General features: G+C 63.6%; 23 protein-coding genes and 1 riboswitch. Of the genes, 11 read left to right on the forward strand and 12 right to left on the reverse strand.

All coding sequences use genetic code 11. From position 1 onward, the window contains the following. Nucleotides 1-187 precede the first annotated feature (187 nt). Entirely contained in the window at nucleotides 188-1,129 is a 942-nt protein-coding gene (sepH, locus tag RHP72_RS22370; RefSeq protein WP_311093810.1) for a septation protein SepH, read from the forward strand. A gap of 52 nt (nucleotides 1,130-1,181) precedes the next feature. Further along, nucleotides 1,182-1,967 (forward strand): DUF6928 family protein, encoded by a 786-nt coding sequence (locus tag RHP72_RS22375; RefSeq protein WP_042451221.1) that lies wholly within the window; start codon nucleotides 1,182-1,184, stop codon nucleotides 1,965-1,967. 20 nt (nucleotides 1,968-1,987) lie between these two features. Here the strand turns inward: RHP72_RS22375 and RHP72_RS22380 are convergent, their stop codons facing one another. From RHP72_RS22380 to RHP72_RS22390, 3 genes are read right to left on the reverse strand one after another with little or no spacing between them, the layout of a single operon-like run. Further along, a complete protein-coding gene (locus RHP72_RS22380) occupies nucleotides 1,988-2,248 on the reverse strand; it encodes a DUF2537 domain-containing protein (protein WP_003940569.1) in 261 nt (86 codons plus the stop codon). Further along, nucleotides 2,245-3,051: an RNA methyltransferase gene (locus tag RHP72_RS22385; protein ID WP_003939731.1), complete on the reverse strand. Its 807-nt coding sequence runs from the start codon at nucleotides 3,049-3,051 to the stop codon at nucleotides 2,245-2,247. The genes RHP72_RS22380 and RHP72_RS22385 overlap by 4 nt, the downstream gene beginning before the upstream one ends. Before the next feature lie 48 nt (nucleotides 3,052-3,099). Further along, nucleotides 3,100-3,690, reverse strand: coding sequence for a TetR family transcriptional regulator C-terminal domain-containing protein (locus RHP72_RS22390; RefSeq protein ID WP_311093811.1), 591 nt, complete (start codon nucleotides 3,688-3,690; stop codon nucleotides 3,100-3,102). A gap of 70 nt (nucleotides 3,691-3,760) precedes the next feature. Between RHP72_RS22390 and RHP72_RS22395 the strand changes: the two genes are divergently transcribed. Next, the gene (locus tag RHP72_RS22395; RefSeq protein ID WP_003940103.1) at nucleotides 3,761-4,309 is read left to right on the forward strand and encodes a hypothetical protein; all 549 of its coding nucleotides are present in this window, start codon (nucleotides 3,761-3,763) and stop codon (nucleotides 4,307-4,309) included. On the opposite strand, the gene RHP72_RS22400 is transcribed toward RHP72_RS22395, so the two are convergent. The 3 genes from RHP72_RS22400 to RHP72_RS22410 form a co-directional block, all read right to left on the reverse strand. After that, nucleotides 4,293-5,600: an MFS transporter gene (locus tag RHP72_RS22400; protein WP_007733487.1), complete on the reverse strand. Its 1,308-nt coding sequence runs from the start codon at nucleotides 5,598-5,600 to the stop codon at nucleotides 4,293-4,295. The two genes, RHP72_RS22395 and RHP72_RS22400, sit on opposite strands and share 17 nt — an antisense overlap. Before the next feature lie 104 nt (nucleotides 5,601-5,704). Beyond that, complete coding sequence (locus RHP72_RS22405) at nucleotides 5,705-6,136, reverse strand: MarR family winged helix-turn-helix transcriptional regulator (RefSeq protein WP_003939901.1); 432 nt, start codon at nucleotides 6,134-6,136, stop codon at nucleotides 5,705-5,707. Nucleotides 6,137-6,201: 65 nt separating this feature from the next. Further along, a complete protein-coding gene (locus tag RHP72_RS22410) occupies nucleotides 6,202-7,656 on the reverse strand; it encodes an NCS2 family permease (protein ID WP_003940242.1) in 1,455 nt (484 codons plus the stop codon). 102 nt (nucleotides 7,657-7,758) lie between these two features. On the opposite strand from RHP72_RS22410, the gene RHP72_RS22415 reads away from it, so the two are divergent. Beyond that, on the forward strand, nucleotides 7,759-8,016 hold the full coding sequence (locus tag RHP72_RS22415; RefSeq protein ID WP_007733492.1) for a DUF2530 domain-containing protein: 258 nt from the start codon (nucleotides 7,759-7,761) through the stop codon (nucleotides 8,014-8,016). A 90-nt stretch (nucleotides 8,017-8,106) separates the two neighbouring features. Then, nucleotides 8,107-9,147, forward strand: coding sequence for an iron-siderophore ABC transporter substrate-binding protein (locus RHP72_RS22420; protein ID WP_058037819.1), 1,041 nt, complete (start codon nucleotides 8,107-8,109; stop codon nucleotides 9,145-9,147). On the opposite strand, the gene RHP72_RS22425 is transcribed toward RHP72_RS22420, so the two are convergent. From RHP72_RS22425 to RHP72_RS22435, 3 genes are all read right to left on the reverse strand, one after another. After that, nucleotides 9,137-9,688 (reverse strand): phosphatase PAP2 family protein, encoded by a 552-nt coding sequence (locus RHP72_RS22425; RefSeq protein ID WP_042921691.1) that lies wholly within the window; start codon nucleotides 9,686-9,688, stop codon nucleotides 9,137-9,139. The genes RHP72_RS22420 and RHP72_RS22425 overlap by 11 nt on opposite strands. Nucleotides 9,689-9,694: 6 nt before the next feature. Beyond that, a complete protein-coding gene (locus RHP72_RS22430; RefSeq protein WP_311093814.1) occupies nucleotides 9,695-12,367 on the reverse strand; it encodes a sacsin N-terminal ATP-binding-like domain-containing protein in 2,673 nt (890 codons plus the stop codon). Between the two features lie 68 nt (nucleotides 12,368-12,435). Next, complete coding sequence (locus RHP72_RS22435) at nucleotides 12,436-13,257, reverse strand: DUF3027 domain-containing protein (RefSeq protein WP_030535360.1); 822 nt, start codon at nucleotides 13,255-13,257, stop codon at nucleotides 12,436-12,438. Between the two features lie 38 nt (nucleotides 13,258-13,295). On the opposite strand from RHP72_RS22435, the gene RHP72_RS22440 reads away from it, so the two are divergent. The 3 genes from RHP72_RS22440 (at nucleotide 13,296) to RHP72_RS22450 (ending at nucleotide 16,384) form a co-directional block, all read left to right on the forward strand. Then, a complete protein-coding gene (locus RHP72_RS22440) occupies nucleotides 13,296-14,126 on the forward strand; it encodes a glutaminyl-peptide cyclotransferase (protein WP_311093815.1) in 831 nt (276 codons plus the stop codon). Between the two features lie 69 nt (nucleotides 14,127-14,195). Then, on the forward strand, nucleotides 14,196-15,890 hold the full coding sequence (locus RHP72_RS22445) for an MFS transporter (protein WP_223304424.1): 1,695 nt from the start codon (nucleotides 14,196-14,198) through the stop codon (nucleotides 15,888-15,890). 26 nt (nucleotides 15,891-15,916) lie between these two features. Beyond that, nucleotides 15,917-16,384, forward strand: coding sequence for a DUF2771 domain-containing protein (locus tag RHP72_RS22450; protein WP_223304425.1), 468 nt, complete (start codon nucleotides 15,917-15,919; stop codon nucleotides 16,382-16,384). Nucleotides 16,385-16,472: 88 nt separating this feature from the next. Here RHP72_RS22450 and RHP72_RS22455 read toward each other — a convergent pair whose 3' ends face one another. Then, nucleotides 16,473-16,886, reverse strand: coding sequence for a cold-shock protein (locus tag RHP72_RS22455; protein ID WP_007733502.1), 414 nt, complete (start codon nucleotides 16,884-16,886; stop codon nucleotides 16,473-16,475). A 215-nt stretch (nucleotides 16,887-17,101) separates the two neighbouring features. Between RHP72_RS22455 and RHP72_RS22460 the strand changes: the two genes are divergently transcribed. Together RHP72_RS22460 and RHP72_RS22465 are read left to right on the forward strand one after the other, a co-directional pair. Beyond that, entirely contained in the window at nucleotides 17,102-17,329 is a 228-nt protein-coding gene (locus tag RHP72_RS22460) for a hypothetical protein (RefSeq protein ID WP_003940194.1), read from the forward strand. Nucleotides 17,330-17,362: 33 nt separating this feature from the next. Next, complete coding sequence (locus RHP72_RS22465; RefSeq protein ID WP_003939919.1) at nucleotides 17,363-17,752, forward strand: YccF domain-containing protein; 390 nt, start codon at nucleotides 17,363-17,365, stop codon at nucleotides 17,750-17,752. A gap of 94 nt (nucleotides 17,753-17,846) precedes the next feature. On the opposite strand, the gene RHP72_RS22470 is transcribed toward RHP72_RS22465, so the two are convergent. Next, on the reverse strand, nucleotides 17,847-19,244 hold the full coding sequence (locus tag RHP72_RS22470) for a YncE family protein (protein WP_058226123.1): 1,398 nt from the start codon (nucleotides 19,242-19,244) through the stop codon (nucleotides 17,847-17,849). A gap of 383 nt (nucleotides 19,245-19,627) precedes the next feature. Beyond that, a riboswitch (cyclic di-AMP (ydaO/yuaA leader) is annotated at nucleotides 19,628-19,848 on the forward strand. 8 nt (nucleotides 19,849-19,856) lie between these two features. On the opposite strand from RHP72_RS22470, the gene RHP72_RS22475 reads away from it, so the two are divergent. After that, a complete protein-coding gene (locus RHP72_RS22475; protein ID WP_003939675.1) occupies nucleotides 19,857-20,420 on the forward strand; it encodes a transglycosylase family protein in 564 nt (187 codons plus the stop codon). Between the two features lie 83 nt (nucleotides 20,421-20,503). On the opposite strand, the gene RHP72_RS22480 is transcribed toward RHP72_RS22475, so the two are convergent. Then, a complete protein-coding gene (locus tag RHP72_RS22480) occupies nucleotides 20,504-20,692 on the reverse strand; it encodes a hypothetical protein (protein ID WP_019744939.1) in 189 nt (62 codons plus the stop codon). Nucleotides 20,693-20,748 lie beyond the last annotated feature (56 nt).

The following is a 20,748-nucleotide window of genomic DNA, read 5'->3' on the forward strand; positions in this document are numbered from 1 at the left end:
TTCACCGCTCGGCCCCCGGCATGACGTCGGGGGCCGAGCGTCGTTTGCGCCAGGCCTTGTGAGCTACCACACCGGTGGGCGGATCCGAGGTCATCTCGCCCTGCGTGTCCTGCCGAGTCCATGGTCACGAATGAATTACAGTTGAGCGCGGCGCAAAGTCGCGAGCCGGCGCGATAAGGAGGTCAATGTGCGAGAGCTTCGAGTGATCGGACTTGAACCCGATGGATCGCATGTGGTGTGCGCAGATGCTGAAACCGGCCAGAAATTCCGGCTTCCCGCCGATGACAAACTTCGTGCAGCTTCCCGCGGAGACGTGGCTCGACTCGGCCAGATTGAGATCGAAATGGAAAGCCAACTCCGTCCCCGCGAAATTCAGGCGCGCATTCGTTCCGGTGCTTCCGTAGAGCAGGTCGCCGAAGAAGCGAAGATCCCCATCAGCAAGGTCGAGCGCTTTGCGTACCCCGTTCTGCTCGAGCGCTCCCGCGCCGCGGAAATGGCGCAGGGCGGACACCCGGTGCGCGACAACGGTCCGACAGTTCCCACCCTCTCCGAAATCGTGACCCACGCATTCCGCGCCCGCGGCCACAGTATCGACGAGGCCACCTGGGATGCCTGGCGCGACGAGGACAATCAGTGGGTCGCGCAGTTGCAGTGGCAGGCCGGCCGCACCACCAACGCCGCGCACTGGCGCTACCAGCCCGACGCGCACGGCGGAACGATCGTCGCACTCGACGACGCGGCATTCGACTTGATCGATCCCGACTTCGGTCGCCCGCTCCGCGGCCTGGTACCGGTGGTCTCGAACGAACCGGAACAGCTCGAACTGTCCCGATTCGACGTCGAACCGGTGGCGGAGATCGAGCCCGGGCCCGCAGCAGTTTCCGAGCGGACAGCAGTTTCCGAGCGCACAGTAGTCCCCGAGCGGACGGTGGTGGCGGAACGGATCGTGGCGCCCGAACCGATTGCTGTCGAGCCGGAAACCGTCGTCACCGAAGAGGTTCCCGAACCCGCACCGGATGTGACCCCGAAAACCGCTCCGCAGCAGACGCAGACCAAGGACAAGCGCGGACGGCCTGCTCTTCCCTCGTGGGACGACGTACTCCTCGGGGTCCGCAGCAGCGGTCGCTGACCCGAAGGAAAGTATTCTTCTTTCGAGCGAGGCTGAGGAGAGAGGGCTGCCGGTGGCTGCACGGGTATCGACGATCTGGTTTCTGGGCGGCGCAGACGCTCGCACCGAATTGAGCAGGTACCCACAGCCGGATCAGACCGAGGCCCTGAAAATCGCCATGTCGCTGTACCCGGACAAGGAGTTCGAGTCGCTCGGGCCTCAGCCGCTGTCGATGGCCGCGACGGTGAGCCCCGGCTACGTCTTCGTCGGCGCGTACGGTCGAGTGAGTGTCGTCTGCAGCTCCGAACTCAGCACCTTCGTCCCCTCGAAACTGCCTGATTCCTGGCACCTTTCGGCAGAGGGTGGCTCGACGCTGTTGATCAGCTCCGTCCCCGAAACCGCGCAGGGTTCGTTTGCACTGTGGGAGGACGGCGAGCTACGACGCTCGTTCAGTGCCATCCCGATCGACATCGTCGAAAATCTGGGGATCCCACAGACCTGGGAACTGGAATTCTGGGCCGGCAACCATCCCCTGCGTTACCCGCCCGGGATCCTGCCTGATCCGCAGTCACTTCCGTTCCACCCGCAACAGTTCGCGGAGTCCGCCAACCTCGAGTGGCTGGGATTTCGATACACCGGCGCGCCGCGAGAACACGAACTCGACACAACGCAGATTCTCCTGTGGGGCTTCAAGATTCACCGACCCGGCGAGGCACCCAAACCTGCACCCCCAGCCCCCGCGCCGATGCCCGAGCAGGCGCCGACAGAGGTACCCATGCCCGAAAACATGCCGCCGATCCACGACGCACCGGTGGCCAAGCCGCGCGGCCGCCTCGCTCGGTACTTCGGCTTCAAGTAGCGCCGAGCAGCCTCACAGGTTCACGCGGCTATCGCTGCGATCCACCCGAGCGGTACGCCGACTACCGCGCCGTAGACCACCCATCGCCAGACGGGGACGGCTCGCCAGCGCCAGACGGTCGGCGCAAGTCCGCCTACCGCAATGACATTGACGACAACCGCCAGGAGCACGTTCACGTTGCCCAGCGCGACACAGAACGCCGCGACGGCACTGGTCGAGAGCATGGCTGCGAACACCGACACCGCGATTCCGGTGAACCAGGGCGTGCGGTCCTGAGTCACCGGCCGGTCCTGACACGTTCGTAGAAGGCCATCGCCGCTGCGGTCGCGACGTTGAGCGAGTCGGTGCCGGGCGCCATGGGTATCTTGGCACGAATATCGGTGGCCCGCATCGCATGTTCGGTCAAACCTGGCCCCTCGGCGCCCAGCAGTAGCGCTACCTTCTCCCCGGTCATCGCTTCGGCCAAAGTGACCGCTTCCGGATTCGGAGTCAAGGAAATGAGCTGAAAACCGTTGCCACGCAGCTCATCCAAGTCGTGTGGCCACTTTGCCACATGCGCGAAGGGCACTCGCAGCACGTGCCCCATCGACACACGGACCGACCGCCGGTACAGCGGGTCGGCACAACCCTTCCCGAACAGAACTGCATCGACACCGAGCCCCGCCGCGTTGCGGAACATCGAGCCGAGATTCTCGTGATCGTTGACGCCTTCGAGAACCACGACGGTCTTCGCGTCCTTCAACACGTCCGAGACCGCGAGCGGTGCCGGGCGTGCTGCTGCAGCGAGGACGCCGCGGTTGAGGTGAAATCCGACGACCTCGGCCATCACTTCGGCGCTCGTACGGTAGAACGGCACGTCCACTCCGTCGAGATCGTCAGCGAGCTCCAGGAGCCGTCGTTCGACGCCGAGGAGACTGATCGGCTCGAACCGCGAAGTCAGCAGTCGCTGAGTGACGAACACTCCCTCGGCGATGACCAGTCCCTTGCCCTCCGGGAGGTCGGGGCGCCGATCCGAAGAGTTGAGATCGCGAAAGTCATCCAGCCGGGGGTCGGCGGGATCTGAGATGTCGATGACGTGAACCACGGGTCTATCGTGCCGTACGCACCGCGAGCCCCCACCACTACTCCCGACCTAACGCAACAGCGTGACAAAATGCGCGTCGAGCACCTGGCTGATCACCTCTGGATTGGTTCGCTCGGGATTGTCGACGCCGTGCGACGCGAGCCCGTCGGCGAGCGCATGCAATCTCATCGCCTCGATGTCGACCGAGGCACCCGGCCGTAGAAAACCCGCTCGATGCGCCGCTTCCACGAACGAACGAAAGTGCTCGAACAAGGTCCGGTCTGTCTCGTCACGCACGGCCGTCAACGCCGAATCGGTCTGGGCGGCAGCAGCAAAGGCCTCCCAAACCTGCATTTCTTCACGCCGATCTTGGTCGAGGGGAACGAACTGATCGGTGAACTGACGGATCGCGCGGCGGATGTCGGGATCGAAGTCGATGCCGGCAATCCTTTCCTCCACCCGGACGGTCACGAGCGTCATCGCGAACAGCAAGAGTTGGGACTGCGTCGCGAAGAAGTGCCGTAGCGACCCCGTCGACATCTTCGCCTCGTCCGCGACCGCCCGGACGCTGGCGCTCGCCACACCGTCTCGACGGATCACACGCCACACGGCCTCGGCGATCTCTTCACGCCGCTCATCCGGACTGCTACGTTTCACCACTTCACAAAACTAACACAGCTGTGCTAGTTTTCGATCACTAACACAGTCGTACTAGAAATGAGCTGATGTCATGATCGTCCACTTGATTATCGCGTGCGAAATCATGTTCTGGGTGTTCATCGCCGCAGGTCTCGCGGCCCGCTATCTACTGCGCCGCAAAACGCTGGGCGCCGCACTGCTCATCTGCGCGCCGCTGGTGGATGTCGTACTGCTCGTCGCCACAGCCCTCGATCTTCGTGGCGGTGGCGAGGCGAACTTCACCCATGGGCTTGCCGCGGCCTACATCGGATTCTCCGTCGCGTTCGGACACAGCCTCATCTCCTGGGCCGACGCCAGGTTCGCCTACCGATTCGCCGGCGGCCCGGCTCCCGTCGCACCACCCAAGTACGGGAGTGCGCGAGCACTGCGCGAATGGCGCGAGTTCGGCAAAGCCGCGATCGCCTGGGCCGTCGCGTGCGGACTTCTCGGCGCGGCCATCTTCCTCGTCGACGACCCCACCCGTACTGGAGCCCTCGACGGATGGATCAGCAAGCTCACAGTGGTGCTCGCAATCTGGGGAGCAATCGCCCTGAGCTACACGGTGTTTCCCAAGCGTGAGAAGGTCACGGCGCGCGGCTAGCCTCGACCGCCTGTTCGGTCGCGTCGCATACGATCACCGGACGCAGGACGAAAACCGGCAGCCTGCCACCGTCTTCCGGTCGCGCAAGACGAAGTTTCAGCCCTTCGCTGCGTAGCAGGTACACCCCGGCCACAGTGCCCGAGACGAGCGAGATCACTCCGCCCACGATCAAGGGCGCACGTGGGTCCACGGAGTCGGCGAGCCAACCCAGCAACGGGCTTCCCAGCGGTGTGCCACCGAGGAAACTGAGCATGTAGATACCCATCACCCGCCCGCGCATCTCGGAAGGCACCGACATCTGCAGGATGTTCATCGCGGACGTCGTGAACGTCAACGTCAGTGCGCCCGTGGGGATCAACATCAGCGCCACCAACGCGTAGGTGGGCATCAATCCCACCGCGACCTCGAACACACCGAAAGCCACGGCGGCACCGAGGAACGTCCGCAACCGCGGCGCTTCCTTCCGTCTTGCGGCGTACGCAGCGCCGGCAAGGGTGCCCACGGCGAGCGTCGTGGACAGCAATCCGTAACCGTCGGCCTCGAGGCCGAACGTGTTGCGCGCCATCACCGCCAGGCTGATCGCGAAGTTCAGGCCGAAGGTCGAGACCATGAAGACCGACACCATGATCACGCGAAGGTCCTTGCGGCCCCATACATATCGGAACCCGTCGCGCACCTGCCCCTTGGTGCGCGGGGCCGGTTCCGACGGGATCAACTCCTTCTTGTTCATCAGGTAGAGCGCGATGAGCACCCCACCGAATGTCGCGACGTTGAGCAGGAACACCCACCCTGTTCCGATCAGGTTGATCAGCACACCCGAGATGGCCGGACCGACGATGCGGGCCGTGTTGAACGTCATGGAGTTGAGCGCGATGGCGTTGGACAGGTGCTCCTTGCCCACCATTTCGATGGTGAACGATTGACGCACGGGTGCGTCGAGCGCCGAGACACAGCCGAGGGCAAAGGCAATCAGGAAGACATGCCACAACGCGACGAGCCCACCGACGTCCAGCAGGCCCAACACGAGTGCGCATACCGCACTCGCCCACTGCGTGAAGATCAGGATCCGACGCTTGTCGTACCGATCGGCCAGCACCCCACCCCACACCGACAAGAACAGCGTCGGGCCGAACTGCAAGGCCATGACGATGCCCACCGCCAGCGCGTTGCCGTCCGAGAGCGTCAGTACCAGCCAGTCCTGCGCGATGCGTTGCATCCACGTGCCGACCAGAGAAACGATCTGTCCGGAAGCCCAAAGGCGGTAGTTGCGGTTGTGGAGCGCGGCAAACATGCCGGAATCGGGGTCTCGGGGCACCCCACTATCTTGCCCCTCGAGTAATTCGTTTGGGCAACGACCTCTAGGTAGCGGAGCTACGCGTCCTCTAACTCACGGAGCTACTCCGTCTTGTTGACCATCTCGGTGATGATCTCGACGGCACCGCGCAGCGTCGCGAGTTCTTCGCCACCCAGCCCGGCCAGCTGCTCGTTCATCCACGCCTCACGCGCATGGGTTTCGTCCGCGAGCAACGCCTGCCCGGCGTCGGACAGATTCACGATGATCTGACGACCGTCCGTGGGATGCGGCGAGCGCTCGACCAGACCGAGCTCGGCGAGAGAAGCAACAACGCGCGTCATCGACGGCGGCTGCACTTTCTCACGTGCTGCGAGTACGCCAGGAGTCATCGGGCCGTACTGATCCAGGCTCGCCAAGGCGGACAGTTGCGTCAGCGATACCTGAGCGTCGACTCTGCGGCCGCGCAGATGCCTGGTGAGACGCACTACAGCCAGGGAAAGATCGCTGGCCAGCGCACGAGTTTCGGTGGTCACGCGTCAGACAATACGTCAAGAGCTGGCCGGTAGCTCACGTAATCGAATACCGGTCAACCCTGATTTCACGTAAGGGCGTCGGTAATGGGTCCGACAGTGAAGTAGGCCACAAAAAGTGCCGCCACGATCCAGAGCAACGGGTGGATCTTCTTGATACCACCGCTGGCAGCGTGCAGGACCACCCATGAAATGAAGCCGACGCCGATGCCGTTGGCGATCGAGTAGGTGAACGGCATGACGATCATGGTCAGGAACGCCGGGAGAGCAACCGAGAACTTGGTGAAATCGATGTCTCGGACCTGCCCGATCATCAGCGCACCGACGACGACGAGGGCAGGCGCAGCTGCCTCGATCGGCACGACGGAGTAGAGCGGCGTCAGGAACATCGCGACGAGGAAGAGCAGTCCGGTCACGACGTTTGCCAGGCCCGTGCGGGCGCCTTCGGCGATACCCGACGCGGATTCCACGAACACGGTGTTCGACGACGCCGAAGCGCCACCGCCCACGATCGCGCCCGCGCCTTCGACGACAAGCGCGCGACCGACGTTGGGGAGGTTTCCGTCCTTGTCGGTCAGGCCGGCTTCCTTACCGAGACCCGTCATCGTGCCCATGGCGTCAAAGAAGTTCGCCAGCACGAGAGTGAAGACAAGCAGGCTGGCGGCCAGAACACCGATGCGGGTGAATGCGCCGAAGATGCTGACGTCGCCGACCAGGCTCAGATCAGGCATACCACCGAGCATCTCCGGGATCGCGGGGATGCTGAGGTTCCAGCCCTTGGGGTTGGTTCCGAGCGAGGGTCCGACGTCGGCAACTGCCTCGATGATCGCAGCGAGGATCGTCGTGACGACGATGCCGATCAGCAGTCCACCACGAACCTTGCGCACTACCAGAACACCCATGAGCAGCACACCGAAGATGAACACCACGGTCGGCCACGAAGCGATGGAGCCGTTGATTCCGAGTCCGACGGGAACCGTCGTACCGGCGGCATCGGGGATACGGCGGACGAATCCGGCGTCGACCAGTCCGATGAAGGCGATGAACATGCCGATACCGGCCGCGATCGCGGACTTCAATGCCGAGGGAATCGCATTGAACACCGCAGTTCGGAAACCGGTGAGTGCCAACAGAACGATGATCACACCGTCGATGACCACCAGGCCCATCGCCTCGGGCCAGGTGACCTGAGGTGCGATTGTGACGGCGAGCAGGCTGTTGATGCCGAGACCCGCGGCGATGGCAAACGGATAGTTGGCAACGACACCGAAGACGATGCTCATCAGGCCGGCAACCAGAGCGGTGACCGCAGCCACCTGGTTGACCGGAAGGATGTTGCCGAGAACGTCGGTCTTCGCTGCAGCGTCGTCAGCCGAGAAACTGCCGAGGATCAGGGGGTTGAGGACCACGATGTAGGCCATCGCCACGAAGGTGACGACACCGCCGCGAATCTCGGTCGAGATCGTCGACCCTCGTTCGCTGATCTTGAAATAGGTGTCGAGGATCTTGCCGGGTGCCGCCATGTTTGTTCTTTCCCCATCGCTGTAGGTCGCCGTGTGCCGGCGCACATGAAGCCGGTCGCACTAGGGAGAGTAGGCCACCGGGGTACGGGTAGCGTTAATTTTGTGACGGAGACTCGCAACACAACAGGCCTGATCGGCAAATTGTCCGCACCCGCGCCGGCACTGATCATCGGCACCGCGTTGTGGGTGATCGCCACGATCGTGGTCGCGGTGAGCGGCGATCGTTGGTCGGATGCACTCCCGATCTGTTACGCGGGTATCGGAGTCGGCTTCCTCGGCTTCGCTCTGTTCTCCATTCAACGACGCGCAGCTGTGCGCGGTGACAAGGGCGCACAGCAGGGCGCCGGTCTGGTCGACTGAGCAGGTCGATTCACCCTTTAAGTATGGTAAGCCTACCCTGCACTCCAGTGTCGGTCTTAGCTTGTCAATGCTGAAAGGAACCACGTAGCCGTGAAGATCTCCCACCGAAATCGTTGGAAGAGCCGAGGACGTTGGACGAGACTGACATCCGTTGCTGTGGTCGCCCTGGTCGGCACAGCACTCGTCTCCTGCAGTTCGAACGACGACGCAGCAAGTAGTCCGTCGAGTTCCGGTGGTGGCGCCTTCCCCGTCACGATCGATCACGCTTTCGGCAGCACCACGATCGATTCCGAACCACAACGGATCGTCACCGTCGGTTACAACGACGAGCAGGCTCTGTTGGCTCTGGGCATCAAGCCCGTCGGAATGGTCAACCAGTACCCGGGCGAACCGGACGTCAACCGCACGTGGCCATGGGTCACCGGCCCTTGGGGCGGAACCGAACCGACCGTCGTCGGCAGCAATCCCGAAACCACGATCAGCGTCGAAAAGATCGCTGCGCTCGAGCCCGACCTGATCCTCGCGCTCTACTCGAGCATCGACAAAGACCTGTACAGCACACTTTCCGCGATCGCCCCGACCGTCGCGAAGGATCCGGCCTACGGCGACTACGCAACTCCGTGGCAGATCACGACGAAGACCGCAGCGAAGGCAGTGGGTCGCGAAGCCGACGGCGAGAAGTTGGTCGCCGATATCGACAAGCAGTTCGCCGACGCCAGAAGCGCTCACCCGGAATTTGCAGACCAGACCGCGGTGATCATCAGCGTCGACGCGACCCCGGAGTTCTACGCCTTCTCCTCCGAGGACGCCCGCGGACGGGTTCTCGGCAGTCTCGGATTCAAACCTGCTCCCGCGGTCGAGGCCTTGATGAACGGTGAGTTCTACGCGCCGATCTCCACCGAACGACTGGATCTTCTCGACGTGGACCGTCTCGTTGTCATCGGCAATCCCGATGCCGCACAGGCGGTCCGAAACAACCCTGGCTTCCAGCAACTCGACGTGGTCAAGGACAATCGCGTCGTCTACGTCAACGACGATCAGGCTCCGCAGGTCGGTGCGGCCTTGACCGCAAGCTCGGCACTGAGCTTGCCGTGGGCCACGAGCCAACTACTCGCCGAGCTCACGAAGTAACCAGCGCCCGGCGCTTTCTGATCTGCGCGGTTCCCCAGATCCACACCCCTGCCCACATCATCCCGAACGCCCAACCTGCCAGTACATCGGTCATCCAATGGGCAGCCAGGTAGACGCGGGAGAATCCGACGGCGATCGTGTACAGGCCGAGGCTCGCGAGCATTGCCGTCTTCGCGAGCCTCGGCAAGGCAAGCCGAAGGATCACGGCGGCAACCGAAGTCGCGAGGATCGCGCTCATCATCGCGTGGCCCGACGGGAACGAATACGAATCGATTTCGATCAACCGCTCCGGCAGGGGTGGACGGGTTCGCGTGAAGATGCGCTTCAATCCGCTCATTACGAGCAGACCGGTCAACATCGATCCGGCGATCAGCAGAGCTTCGGTGCGTAGTCCCCGAACCAGAAGCACGATCGTGAGCAGCGTCGCGATCAGCCACGACGCGAGGGTTCCGCCGCTGTCGGTGATGACGTCGACGACGTCCACGAGCCACGCCGTCCGCTGACTCACTGCGCTGTCGAGTACCCACTGATCAAAAGACATCTGCCCTCACATTCCTTGCGGCAGAGTCCACGTACGCATCACGTGATGAACGCCGTCCGAGTCCACCCACCACGGCACGATCACCGTCGTCTCGACCGCCCCCGTCAGTTCCACCGTCAGTTCGTGATGGATCACTACCTCGCCGCTGGGTACCTCACGGCCGAGGGCTGCGAAGCCGAGAACTGCCTGCGGTTCGTTCGCCCACGTCGTCACGACGCCGGTGCTGCTCACTCGTCCATGGACTGACGTGGACGCCGTCGCGACGTCGAGCAGATCTGCCAGTGCGTCGGCCGTCTCGAAGCTGCCGAGCACGACTCGTTGTGCAGGTAGTGCCGCTCCCAGCCACGGTCGGTCGAGGACAAGGGCGTCGCCGGGATCGACCAGATCGCCGGAAAGGCCTCGCACGAACGGAGGCAGGTGCAGTTCCTCCAGGTCGAGAACCCGTCGCTGCGCTGCCTCACCCAGCAGTCGGTGCGTCCGCGCGACGACGGCGGAGGCCGGCATCCGTAGTGGGTCGGCAAGCCGATCGAGCAGCAGCTGAGCCAGTTCCGGATCGTCGACGGTATCCGATGCCAGCAATCCGGAGAAGAATCCGGCGTCGGGGTGTTCGGCAGCATCGAGCAATCCCTCGAAGGTGCGATCGCCCGGAGCGCGCAGCAAGCCCAGCACCTCACCGCCGAGTTCGGCATTCGAACGCAACCACCACGCCGTGTATCCACGACGGTCGGTGAGCAGCGCCCGTGTCGCCGGCGACTCGACCAGCAGCGACAACGCCTGCGGCCAGCGGTCTTCGTCCACGAGGTCGAGATCGCGCACGGCTTCGATGTATTCGGGGTCCTCGTCGAGGGTGTCCCACCATGCGTCTTCGGCGTCGAGATCGTGATCGGGGCCGGAAGGCAATTCCTCACGGACCACCGTGAAACCCCACCCGACACCGACTACCCGTAGCGCCTGCTCCCCCACCTGCTGAGCAAAATCAGCGTCGACGATGCCGAAGGGAGAATCCTCGACCAGGACGCTTGCAAGGGGAGCTCCCGGAAGCAGAAGTTGGTCGGCGGACCGCAATTCGCCCTCCGAATCAGGAAGTAGCACTTCACCGATCCACGACGGCAGCGCCCCTGGCGCCACGTGGGCCGCCAATCCGAGCACCACTTGCGCCAACTCCGTCGCTACCGAATCATCTTGGTCCGCAGCATCTTCGATCAATGCGCGCAGCGCCGGATCGGACAGCAGGTCGGTGGCACTCGCGGTCTGCGCTCCCAATCGAGACAGCAACGGGTGAACCGCGACGGGATGAACCAACCTCGTCCACTCCACCGACGGCGCGTCTTCGCCCAGTTCGACGCCGACGACGACGGTCCGCGGCCCGGTCACCGTCCGTCCGTCGGAGAGCGGAACCGGCAGTGTTCCAAGCTCTTCCACCGCAAGAGTGTCGATCACCAGAGGCTCGAGAGCCGAATAGAGGCGATTCCACCACTTGGGTTCACGTTCCGAACCGCTGAGCAGTTCGGCGATGCGCGCGAGCCCGATGCGGTGTGTCGACACCGCCGCGAGCGCTCGCTCGTGCTTGGGGCCGGAGAGCTCGGGGACAACCAGGCCACCGATGATGTCGGTGAGCAACTCGGCAAGGTCATCACTGAGCCCGGGCACCACGGACGCTCGCTGCGGCGCGCGGTCGGGCTCACCGACCACCGGAAGCCACTCGTTTTCCTGCAGCTCCTTCAGAAGCGCTTCGCGCAGAAGCGAATCCGTTTCACTGCGGGCAAAGGCAGGGATCGGAACGAGTGCCGTTCGCTGCCGAGGAGGTAGTGCAGCAAGGAACTTCGCGTACCCCTCGGCAAGCGGAGCGATCGGTGCAGCGGGCATGAGGCGTCGCCGATCGGGTTGCATTGCAATGTCGGCAATGATGATCGCGGGGATCGACAGTTCCTCGTCGGATCGCGTCGGCGCCCGCAGGACGTCGTCTGCGACCGGCTCGACGACCCCGTCGCGGACCGGCACCAACCATCGCGCGTTCGGCGCGGTGTACTGCCACCACGTGCGATCACCGATCGCGATCTCGACGAGGCCGGAATCCAGCACCCGTTCCGATCGCCGAAAAGTCTTCTCACCCAGACGAATTGATCCGAGAGCCGGGAGTTCGAGCAGCAGGTCGACTGCCTCACGTGTCATCTGCGAAAGCAGCGCCGCGGCATCGACGTCCGGCCGAAGCGTCAGCACCACTTCCGAATCAGCACCATCGCTCGGCAATTCGCCAGACGGCCACACCAAACGAAGTACGGGGACACCGGTTTCCGGCACCGGGAGTTCGCGAGACTCGATCTCGCGCAGAGTGTGCGAGGCAGAGAATCGAATCGATCCCGTCGACGAGCGCAGTTCCACCTCGTCACTGACCGAGAGAACTGCCGAGAATCCGACGCCGAACCGTCCCGTCACACCTTCGTCGGCGTCGACCTTGTTCGACGCGCGCAGCGCGGTCAGCGCATGTACACCGGATTCGTCCAGTGGACGGCCCGTGTTCGCCACCGTCAGCGTCCGACCGTCCACATCCACCCACAAAGAGCCCTGGACGCCCTCGCGTGCAGCTGCATCGGCAGCGTTCTGCGCCAGTTCGGTGAGCAGACGGTCGCGGTACCCGGCCTTTGCGAGGTCGGATTCCGCAGCCGCGTCTTCACGCAATCGCGTCGGAGATTCCGACCACGCGCGCAGCGTCGCCTCGCGGAGTGCGTCCGTACCGAACGGATCTTCTACTCGGTGGATACCGAATCCTCAACTGCAACAGCGCTCGACGGGCGAGCGGGCACCGCAATCAGCTCGACGGCCCCGTCGTCGAATGCGTCGAACTGCGGCGAGCCCGCACCGAGCGGCAGGCTGGTGTCCGAGTGCGCGCCACAACCGTAGGACACGCTGACCACACGGCCGTCTGCGGAGAGTTCGTTTCCGCACACACCGAACGCTGCGTGCAGCGAACCGGCGAGTGGAAGGAAGAATCCACACAGTCCACACGTCGACGGCGCGGCCTTCGCCATCTCCGACTCCGGGCCGAAGTCACCGTCGAACCAACGCTGCGCGGCATCGAGTCGGCCCTCGCGGCTCATGACCTGTTTGCGGCCGAGCCCGATTTCGAGAGCTACCTCGTCGACTTCCGGGTCACCGGTGGCGACGTAGCCGGGAACGAGGCGAGGATCCTCGGCCGGCGGGGCGAGTAGGTCACCGACGGACAGATCGCCGGGACGAATCCGCTGATCCCATGGCAGCCATTCCGGCGCAACCAACGCGTCGGGACCCGGCAACAGCGCCAACTCACTGATCGTGGCGTGGGTGTCCTCCGGTCCGGCAGCGACGACAACCGCCCACTGCCAACCGCGGTATCCCGGAATGTCTGCTGCAAATCGATGGGTGGCGGCAAATTCGTCCTCCGACGTCACGCCGAGGTATGCCCCCACACCGCCTTCATGCAGGTCGACGACTGCCTTTCGGGCAAGCTCGACCGCATCGGCCAGTACTGGGCGCGGCACTGCACGCTCTGGAGAAGTAGCAACACTCACTCCTCCAGTTTGCCGCACCACCGCAAGTCCGCAACGCACTGGGCTGCCATGCTGGGCAGATGAGTAGGTCACACGCCAATTCCGTGCGCACTTTTGCAGTGGTCGCCGTGATCGCCTCGGCCTTGGCGGGGTGCTCCGATTCCCCCGGCGCTCCCGACAACCTCACGTCCGAAACCGGCTCCGTCGAGATCGTTCGAGTGTCCGCGCACGATCCCGACGCGTTCACGCAGGGCCTCGAGATCGACGGAAACCGGTTGTACGAAAGCACCGGACGCGTCGGGCAGTCCTGGGTGCGCTCGAGCGAGATCTCCGACGAGCAGTCCCCCGCCTCGGGACCGGAAGTTGCGCGTGCCGATCTCAACCCGCCGTTGTTCGGTGAGGGCATCACGGTCGCCGGAGACACACTGTGGCAACTCACCTGGAAAGACGGCGTTGCCATCGCCCGTGACAAGGACACCTTGACCGAACGGGGGCGGTTCCCACTCGACACCGAGGGATGGGGAATCTGTTCGCTCGGGGATCGGCTGGTCTCGAGCGACGGTTCGGCCACGTTGACCTTTCGCGATCCCGAAACCTTCGCGCCGATCTCGACCGTCGACGTCACCAGATCTTCGGAGTCCGTCGGCAAGCTGAACGAATTGGAATGCGCCGAAGACGGCTCCGTCTACGCCAATGTCTGGACCACGGACACCGTCGTCCGAATCGACCCGTCGGACGGCAGCGTCACGAACGTGTACGACGCTTCGCCGCTACGCGAAGAACTCGTCGCGGACGGATCGACCAGCACCGTCGACGTTCTCAACGGCATCGCGCAGATTCCCGGTACCGATCGATTCCTGCTCACCGGCAAGTATTGGCCGCAGATGTTCGAAGTCCGTTTTGTTAACTGAGTCCGACATGACACAGGACTCGCAGGGGTGTGCGTGGTAGCCGCGCCGACACTAGGACAGAATTGAGTGGTGACCGGACCGCGCGAACCCTACGACCCCGAAACTCGGCGAATCCACGACGAGCCGGAGGGGCAACAGGTGCACCCCGGTTACGACAATTACCCACCCGCGGCCCGCCCGGACAATTACCCACCTTCGGCCCGTCCCGCTGCCCGTCGCACGCCTTTGCCACCGCTGCATCCGATTCCCGAATCGCGGGGAGACTCCGAATCCGCGGCCGGTTCGAAGACGCCGGGGGCGGACGCTCCCAAGGCTCCACCGATGCCTCGCAAGCTCACCGTCACTCGCGTCGCAGCGATGCGCAGCCGCGAACTGACGAACAAGGGCATCGCGACCTTCCAGCGCGCGGCGAAGGCCGACGGCGCGGACAAGTCCGGTCTGACCGCTCTCACCTACGCGGTGATGACGAACAACGCGACCGACGCGGCGATCTCCGTCGCTCTGGCCAACACGCTGTTCTTCTCGGCCGCGACGGGCGAGGACAAGACCAAGGTCGCGCTCTATCTCCTGATCACGATCGCACCGTTCGCGGTCATCGCACCGCTCATCGGCCCCATGCTCGACCGGTTGCAGCGCGGACGCCGCATCGCACTCGCGTCGTCGTTCGGAATCCGGACGCTCCTCGCGGTGATCCTGGTCTTCAACTTCGACAGTTGGATCCTCTATCCGGCCGCGCTCGGCATGATGGTGCTCAGTAAATCGTTCTCGGTGCTCAAGAGCGCAGTGACACCACGCGTCCTACCACCGGAAATAGACCTGGTGCGCGTGAATTCGCGTCTGACGGTCTTCGGGCTGATCGGTGGAACGATCGGGGCCGGCGCTGTCGCAGGTGCGCTCGCGCTGGCTTTCGGTTCCACCGGCGCCTTGTGGTTCGCGGTCGCCGTCACCGTGTTCGGCGCATATCTGAGCATGCGAATCCCGTCGTGGGTCGAGGTCACCGAAGGTGAGGTTCCCGCGACCATCACCTACCACCCGGACGAAGCGCATCACGCCGGCAGCGCCCCACCGCAGCCGGACGCCAAACCTGCCAAGGTCCGTCAGCCTCTCGGACGCGCCGTGATCATCGGACTCTGGGGCAACGGCACCATTCGCGTGCTCACCGGCTTCCTGACGCTCTACATCGCGTTCGTCGCCAAATCACGCACCGATCACGAGCCGCTTCAGCAGGCCATGATGCTCGGCCTGGTCGGCGCAGCAGCCGGTCTGGGTAACTTCGCCGGAAATGCCACGGGTGCGCGCCTCAAGCTCGGCCGGCCTGCCTTGATCGTGCTCCGGTGCACTGCGTCGGTGTGGATCATCGCGGTGATCGCAGCGCTGACGGACAACCTCATGACGGCAGCGCTTGCCACGCTCATCGCATCGGCCGCCAGCGCACTCGCCAAGGTCTCACTCGACGCGTCACTCCAGCACGACCTGCCCGAGGAATCGATCGCGTCCGGATTCGGTAGATCCGAGACGGTTCTGCAGCTGAGCTGGGTACTCGGCGGCGCATTGGGGGTTCTGCTTCCGACCGAATACTGGATCGGGTTCACTGTTGTATCGGTGTTCCTGACGATCGGGCTTCTGCAGACCTTCCTGAGCTACCGAGGAAGCAGCCTCCTGCCCGGCCTCGGCGGGAAGCGACCCGATCTGGCCGAACAAGAAGTGACCGAAGTGATTTACACCGGTAAATCCAACCGAGGACAAGGAAGTACTCCGCAGTGATGATGCGCTCGAGAACAAAGAAGATCGTGGCAGCGATCAGTGTCCTGATGGTGGTGGCACTGGTTGCTTACGTCTCCGTTCTTTTCGTGATCATCAAGAACATCAACGACGACCCCGACAAGCTACCGGTCATCACTGCATACGCACACGGCAAGACGATCGAAACGAACCCTGCCGGTTTCTGCACCATCGACCTGTCCCAGTGCGCCCAGGTGGGCGACATCTACGCACTCGACGTTCCAGCGGGCTACCCGCTGCAGCTGTCGTTGTCGACGGACGTCTCGGATGCGCAGTGGGCACTGCTCGCCGTCTACGAGGATGCCGACGGCAACCAGACCGGTGAGCCCCGAGTCTTCGAGCCCGGCGAGGCCCTGGCAGTGACGGTCGAGTCTTCGAGCGATCCCGTCAAGCAACTCGTCGGCGTCGAAATCCACCTCGCCGTCGGTGAGGGAAGCGAACAGGGACTGCTGATCTGGTCGATCAAGACCGCCTGATCCCCGGAACGTCGAAAATGCCCTGCACACCGATTGGTGTGCAGGGCATTTTGTTTCGAAGCCGTGTACGGCAGCTCCTATCGAGCGATCAGGTGTCGAGCTCGCGAGCGACGGCCCGGACGACCTCGGAGATCCGCTGAGCGGTCTTGCGGTCCGGGTACTTGCCGTTGCGCAGATCCGGCTGGACCTTCGCCTCGAGCAACGTGATCATGTCCTCGACCATGCCGTGCAACTGATCAGGGGTGTGCTTACGCTCGACGGGCTCACGACGCGTCGCCGTCGCGCCGCGCAACGACGGCGCCGGCTCGAGTACCTTCAGGCTCAGTGCCTGCGGACCGCGGCGGCCCGCAGCCATTCCGAACTCGACGCGCTGGCCGGCCTTCAAGCCTTCGACGCCCTCGGGGAGAGCGGAAGCACGGACGTAGACGTCCTCGCCCTCTTCCTGCGACAGAAAGCCGAAACCCTTTTCGACGTCGTACCACTTCACCTTGCCGGTCGGCACCGCGTTCACCTGCTCATCACTCGACTGGGGCGTCTGCCCCAATGTGCTCGGGAGGCTCTCGGAAGAGCCTCATGGCCTTGCTCGCATCGCTTCCGGTGGAAGAATGCAAAAGAACGCGCCCCACACTTGCTTCAGCGGGGCGCGCAGTCTGTTAACAGTCTACCTGTGACGAACCCGGGTCGGCACCCAGGTTTACAGGCACTATCCTCGTAGGTGTGGACCCTCAACCGAACCCGCGCACTTCCGGCACCGGAAACGGTCTGTTCCGTACGGCGATGGCACTGTTCATCGTCGGATTCCTGGCGATCGTGGCCATCTTCGCAGTCCATATCTTCAGCGACACCCCACCCGGCCTGGCGTTGTACCTGGTAGCACTCGCGTGCCCGATCGGCTTCCTCCTGGCCATCGTCTACACGCTCAGATCCGGTCGACGGGTGCGCTGATCACTCCCGCCTCCAACCGAAAGGTCACTGACCATGAGAATCCTCCTGAACGTGATCTGGCTGGTCTTCGGCGGCTTCTGGCTGGCGTTGGGTTACTTCGCCGCAGGCATCATCTGCTGCATCCTCATCATCACGATTCCCTTCGGAATCGCGGCATTCCGCATCGGCATCTACGCACTGTGGCCGTTCGGTAAGACCGTCGTCGACAAGCCGACCGCTGGTGTCGGTTCGATGATCGGCAATGTCATCTGGGTGATCATCGCCGGTATCTGGTTGGCGATCGGACACATCGTCACCGCCGTCGCGATGGCGATCACGATCATCGGAATTCCGCTCGCGGTCGCGAACCTGAAGATGATTCCGATCTCGCTGATGCCGCTCGGCAAGGAGATCGTCGACGTGGACCGGGTGAATTACGCATAGTCGTGGACCGCGTCGATTACGCATAGCGGGCCCGCGGACCGAAGAACCCGACCACAGCAGTTGCTGTGGTCGGGTTCTCTGGTATCAGGTCGTATCAGCGGCCGAGGCTACCGAGTCCGGGGAGGTTACCGAGCGAACCGGTACCCGTTCCCGGGTTGCCCGGATCGACGGGGCCGACCGGCCCCTCGGAGACCACGATGGTCACGCTCGAAGCACGCGAAAGCACGCTCTTCGCAGTGACCTCGACGGTGACGCTGCCGACAGCGGTGGGGGTACCCGAGATGGTGCCGTCCTGTGCGAGGGACAGTCCGCCGGGCAGAGTGCCACTGGTGAGTGCAAAGGTTGCGCGCGCATCGGCGGCAGTGAGCTTCTGCGAATACGCCTTACCTACCTGAGCGGCAGGCAATTCGACGGTCGCGGGTAGCGGGTACGCAGCAACGACTGTCACCTTGCCCCCGTTGGTCGTCGACGCGATGGCGCCGGTCGAGGTGTCGAGCGCGAGGTTTTTGACCTTCTCCAGTGCCGGAACCTTGGTATCGGTCAGAGCGGTGGTGGCGCGGGTCGTCAGATCGACCGACCACAGGTGTCCGTTCATGACGTCCGCGACATATGCAATGCCTGCCGCAGCGTCGACGACCACGCCGTTGGGAATCGCGGTCGGAGACAGCGTGGTCTTCGACAGAACCGCGCCGGCCGGGGTGATCGCCCACAGGTTGGTTGCCCGGGTGTCGGTCATGTAGATGTTGCCGGTGTTCGTGTCGACATCGACGTCGACCGGGTAGAGGTTGTCGGCACGCACGATCGACTTGAGTGCTCCGCCCTTGCGTACGTCCGCCTGCCACAGCGTGCGGCCGTAATTCTCGTCGAAGAAGTTGGTGTCCGCGATGTAGAGGAAGCCGCGGACACTGTCGAAGGCGAGCTTGGTCGGCGTTGCCGACTTGTGGACCAGAATGCTCGACACGGCGTCGGCGGCGTTGGGGTCGACGACTCGGATGTTGCCGGACTTGTAGTCCGAGAAGTACGCGCGGTGTGTTGTGGGATCGACGACGACATCGTTGATCTGCGGACGCGAGCCGTCGGGGTTCTTCTCGCTCAGCGTGACCGTCTTTTCGACCTTCCCGGTCTTCGTGTCGACAATCGAGATCGCGCCGCCGTAGGAGGAGGACACGTATGCGCGTCCGAGGCCTGAGTCGACGGCAAGTGCCGACGGGTAACCGACGACGCCGTCGATGGTGCCGACGGACTTGCCGGTGTTCGTGTCGACGACGGACAACGAGCTGGTCGGTCCGCCGTACTGCGTGATGTATCCGCGGTGGGTTGCCGAGTCGACGACGATGTCGCCGGGCTGGGTTGCGGAATAGCTTCCGACAACACCGTGTGTCGGATCCTCGGGTGAGGCGTGTGCAGCGGGAGCAGTGACGGCCAGGCCGACAGCAGCAGCGGCGACGGCGAGTGATGCGGTGACCGCACGCCGACGGTATTGCAGTTTCATGAGGGGTGCCCTACTTCTTTGGAAGACTCTGCGAAACCTGCCCAATCGAGGCAAGTCAGGCAAACCTAACCTAAGTTTCGATCTCGATGTTGAGACACGGGCCACACCTTGGGCCCGGATCGACACACCTCTCAATCGCCCGAAATTGTATTTCCACATAACGTGTGACCTTGCTCACATTACGGATGGATAACGGAACGGACACAACCGGACATTCACTCGGGCACCCCCACCTACCTGGGAAGAGTCTCCTGCGCTTTGTGTGACGCGTTGTACGGCTTTCGCCACGCCGCGTTATCAAATGGTGACACGAGCGACTCGAGCCGTTACCGTCGTTTTCGGCCGGGAAACTCGGCCACCTCCGGCCCGCCGCGCCAAGCCTTGTCCCGCGGGTACCGGACTTCCGACAGAGCATTCCAGGGACGAGGACGGGGGACCCAAAGTCCTCTGTGAGAACAGAAAAGTTCTCCAGTGGACACCGGTTCGATCGCAAGACCGAATCTTGGGGTGAAGCCAGACCCTTTCCAGCCAGGAAAGGCGAGGCCGGGCGACCTCTCAGCCCGAACCCGACAGCTGACCTCGCAGGCGCGTGTGGAGAGGATTTCGACCATCATGAGCGGACGCCATCGCAAGCCCACCACCACCGGCCGCACTGTCGCCAAGGTCGCCGTCACCGGCGCCATCATGGGCGTAGCAGGAATTGCAGCCACCGGAACCGCAAACGCTGCCCCCGACTCCGACTGGGATCGTCTCGCCCAGTGTGAGGCCGGCGGAAACTGGGCCATCAACACGGGCAACGGTTACCAGGGCGGACTGCAGTTCTCCCCCAGCACGTGGAACGCACACGGCGGCGGACAGTACGCAGCCACCGCAAACCAGGCCACTCGCGAGCAGCAGATCGTTGTTGCCGAGCGTGTTCTCGCAAACCAGGGTTGGGGCGCATGGCCGTCCTGCTCCTCCAGCCTCGGGCTGAGCAGCGGCGCCACCGAGCGTTCCGCTCCGGCCACGACGGCTCCTCAGGCAGCTCCGGCTCCGGCGCAGCAGGTCGCACAGACCGTTGCACACCCGGTCGCCGACGCCATCGATCAGGCAATCGCATTCGCCGAGGCCAACGGTATCCCGGTCGACCCGCAGATCCTCGCAGTCGCCGACACCGCGAAGTCGTTCCTCAAGTAACACCGGCAAGACTGTCCGCTCGGACGCTCGAACATCAAGAAGGCCCGCACCGATTCGGTGCGGGCCTTCTTCGTGTCGAGTTGTTATCGGTTGATGACGGTGTGCGGGTGTACGTAAGGAAGTGACTCCACCGGAACCGGAAAGGTGGTGTCCTCGCCGAAGGGTGAAAGTCCACCTGCGCGGGTCGATGACAATTCGGTCACTGCGTGATCTCCGTCTGCAGTTTCCGGCCATCCTGGATCTACATAGTGTTGCTTCGAATTGTTGGCCACGAAGTCATTTTGACAGGACGCCGTTACGCCGTACAGACCAGGTCTCTAATCTGATA

The organism is Rhodococcus sp. SG20037 (assembly GCF_031763325.1).
GTDB lineage: Bacteria > Actinomycetota > Actinomycetes > Mycobacteriales > Mycobacteriaceae > Rhodococcus_F > Rhodococcus_F qingshengii.